This window comes from Streptomyces sp. NPDC059169 (assembly GCF_042755225.1).
GTDB lineage: Bacteria > Actinomycetota > Actinomycetes > Streptomycetales > Streptomycetaceae > Streptomyces.
Window position 1 is genome coordinate 1 of sequence record NZ_JBHZCF010000046.1, and the last position, 3,334, is coordinate 3,334.

The 3,334-nt window shown below is 71.4% G+C and carries 1 protein-coding gene; it reads right to left on the minus strand.

Going from position 1 to position 3,334, the window contains the following annotated elements:
• The coding region (locus tag ACFXOM_RS35490) for an SDR family NAD(P)-dependent oxidoreductase (protein WP_385041611.1) at positions 1 to 3,334 on the minus strand (3,334 nt) is incomplete at both ends.

Sequence of the window (3,334 nt, forward strand, 5' to 3'; positions counted from 1 at the left end):
CCCGACGACCAGTCCACATGCGGAGACGGCTCGTCCACATGCAGGGTCGCCGGCATCTCGCCGTGCCGCATGGCAAGCACCATCTTCATCACACCCGCCACCCCGGAGACGGTCTGGGTGTGCCCGATGTTGGACTTGACCGAGCCGAGCCACAACGGCCGGTCCGCGTCCCGCTCCTGCCCATACGTCGCCAGCAACGCCTGCGCCTCGATCGGATCGCCCAACGACGTACCCGTACCGTGCGCCTCCACCACATCCACCTCGGCCGCCGACAGACCGGCATCAGCCAGAGCAGCACGGATCACCCGCTGCTGCGAAGGCCCGTTCGGAGCGGTCAGACCGTTCGAGGCACCGTCCTGGTTGATCGCCGTCCCACGGATCACCGCAAGCACCGGATGCCCGTTGCGACGGGCCTCCGACAGACGCTCCACCAGCAACACTCCGACCCCCTCGGAAAGTGCGAAGCCGTCGGCGGACGCCGAGAACGGCTTGCACCGGCCGTCCCGCGCCAGCCCCCGCTGACGGCTGAAGCCGATGAACGGCCCGGGATCGGCCATGACCATCGCGGCTCCCGCTACGGCGAGATCGCACTCCCCCGAGCGGAGCGCGCGCACCGCCATGTGCAAGGCGACCAATGACGACGAGCATGCCGTGTCGACCGTGACGGCCGGGCCTTCCAGCCCCAGGGTGTAGGAGATGCGGCCGGAGGCGACGCTCGCGGCCGCCCCGGTCGCGAGATAGCCCTCGAACTGCTCGGGGTCCGACGTGCGCAGTCGGTTCCCGTACTCCTGGTCGGTGACGCCCACGTAGACACCGGTCCCGCTGCCGCGCAGGGACTTGGGGTCGATGCCCGCGCGCTCGAAGACCTCCCAGGAGGTCTCCAGGAGAAGGCGTTGCTGCGGATCCATCGCGAGAGCCTCGCGCGGCGAGATCCCGAAGAACTCGGCGTCGAAGTCACCGGCTGCGTCGAGGAATCCGGACTCCCGGACATAGCTCTTGCCCGGCCGGTCGGCATCGGGGTCGTAGAGGCCGTCGAGGTCCCAGCCACGGTCGGTGGGGAAGGCGGACATCGCGTCGACGCCCTCTCGGACGAGCCGCCACAGCTCTTCCGGCGACTGCACGCCGCCCGGGTACCGGCAGGCCATGGACACGATCGCGATCGCGTCGTCGTCTGCGCGTGCCGAGCGGGGGGTCGGGACGAGGGCGGGCGCCGTGGCCGGCTCCCTGGTGTTGCGTTCCTCGTCGCCGGCCAGTTCGGCACCGATGTAGCCGGCGAGCACGGTCGGGCTGGGCTGGTCGAACACGACGGTCCTGGGCAGCCGCAGCCCGGTGACCCGGCACAGGCGGTTGCGCAGCTCGACGGCGGTCAGCGAGTCGAGCCCCAACTCCTTGAAGGGGCGTTCGGGGTCGACGGGGGAGGTCTTGTCGTGACCGAGCACCGAGGCGACTTGCTCTCGGACGAGGTCCACCAGTGCGGCGGTGCGCTGCCGGGCTTCGAGCCCGGAGATACGCTCGGCCAGCGGCGATCGTGCCGGCCCGCGCTCAGCACCGACACCATCGCTGCCGTCCACGTCCCCGCCCTCCGCCGATTGCGGGATCTCGGCGATGAGTCGGCTGGGTCGTACGGAGGTGAAGACGTTGCCGAAGCGCTGCCAGTCGACATCGGCGACCGCGATCCATGTCTCGTCGTGGTCAAGCGCCTGCTGGAGGGCGGTGAGCGCGTTGTCCGGGGCGATGACGGGCACACCGCGGCGGCGCAGCACGTCGTGGACCGAGTCGGAGATCATGCCGCCGCCCGCCCACGGGCCCCAGGCAATCGACAGGACCGGCAGGCCGTCGGCCCGTCCGCGTGCCGCGCGGGCGTCGAGGAGCGCATTCGCCGCGGCGTACGCGCCGTGTTCGGCCACTCCCCACGTGCCGGAAATCGAGGAGAAGTAGACGACGGCGTCGAGTTGTGCGTGATCGAGCACGGCGGAGAGATGGTCTGCTCCGGTGACCTTGCCCGACAGTGCGGCCGCGAGGTCGTCCGGCCCTGCCTCCGCCAGCGGGCCGAGGGCACTGACTCCGGCGGCGTGCACCACGGCGCGGATCGGGTCCCCGTCCTGCTCGACTTGCCGGACGAGGGCCGCCACCGCCTGCTGGTCCGCGAGATCGCAGCCCGCCACGGTGACCCGGACGCCCTGGTCACGAAGTTCGGAGCAGAGCACGGCCACGCCGGGGACGTCGCCGCCGCGGCGGCCGGTGAGCACGAGGTGTTCCGCGCCGTTGGCGGCGAGCCAGCGGGCGATATGGGCACCGAGTGCTCCCGTGCCACCGGTGACGAGGACGGTGCCGCGCGGCCGCCAGGAACGCCGCGGGGGTTTCCCGGCGACCGGTGCGGGGACCAGCCGTCGCCCGAACGCGGCGGACCCGCGGACGGCAAGCTGGTCCTCGTCACCACCCGAAGCAAGGATCCGTGCCAGCACGGCCACTTCCTGACCCTCGGCTGACACCTGCCCGGGCATGTCGATGAGACCGCCCCAGCGCTCCGGGTGCTCCAGCGCGGCGACCCGGCCGAGCCCCCAGATCCCGGCCTGGTCGGGGTGCGTCGGCGCAAGGTCCGCTACGGCACCGCCGTCCACGGGGTCATCCGTGGAACCGGTCGTGGCCGTACCCGTCGCACCCCCGGTCGTGGGCTCGACGGCCACCGCTCCTCGGGTGATGCACCACAGCGGAGCGTCGATGTCTGCTTCGCCGAGCGCCTGGAGAAGCGCAAGTGTGTGCGAAAGGCCGATGGGTACGCAGGGCTGGGTGCGGTCCGGCCCCTCGTCCAGGGCCAGCAGGGACAACACGCCGGAGCAGTGACCGGTGACGGCACGCAGCAGGTCGGCGAGCTCGCCGCCGTCGGCCACGGTCAGTGCGTGTGTACGGGCTCCCGCTTCCGCCAGCGCCTCGCGGGCGCCGTGCACGAGCGCGTCGTTCTCGTATCCGGCGGGCACCACCAAAAGCCATGTTTCGTCGTTGAGTTGCCGAACGGTGGGCTCCGCGAGGCGTCGCCACTCGATGCGGTAGCGCCAGCCGTCCACCGTGCTCCGCCGGTGCCGGTTCGTGTGCCACGACGACAGTGCAGGCAGCACCCCCTCCAGGGCCTCGGTGTCGGGCAATCCGAGCCTGCCCGCCAGCGATGCTGTGTCGTGGTCCTCGACGGCCGCCCAGAACGCCGCTTCTTCGGGCGAGACGGCGGCGGCCGGCGCTTCCGGTTCCAGCCAGTAGCGGCGGTGTTGGAAGGCGTAGGTCGGCAGGTCGACGACCCCGGGCCGCGGGTCAGGATAAGCCGCAGACCAATCAACCTCCA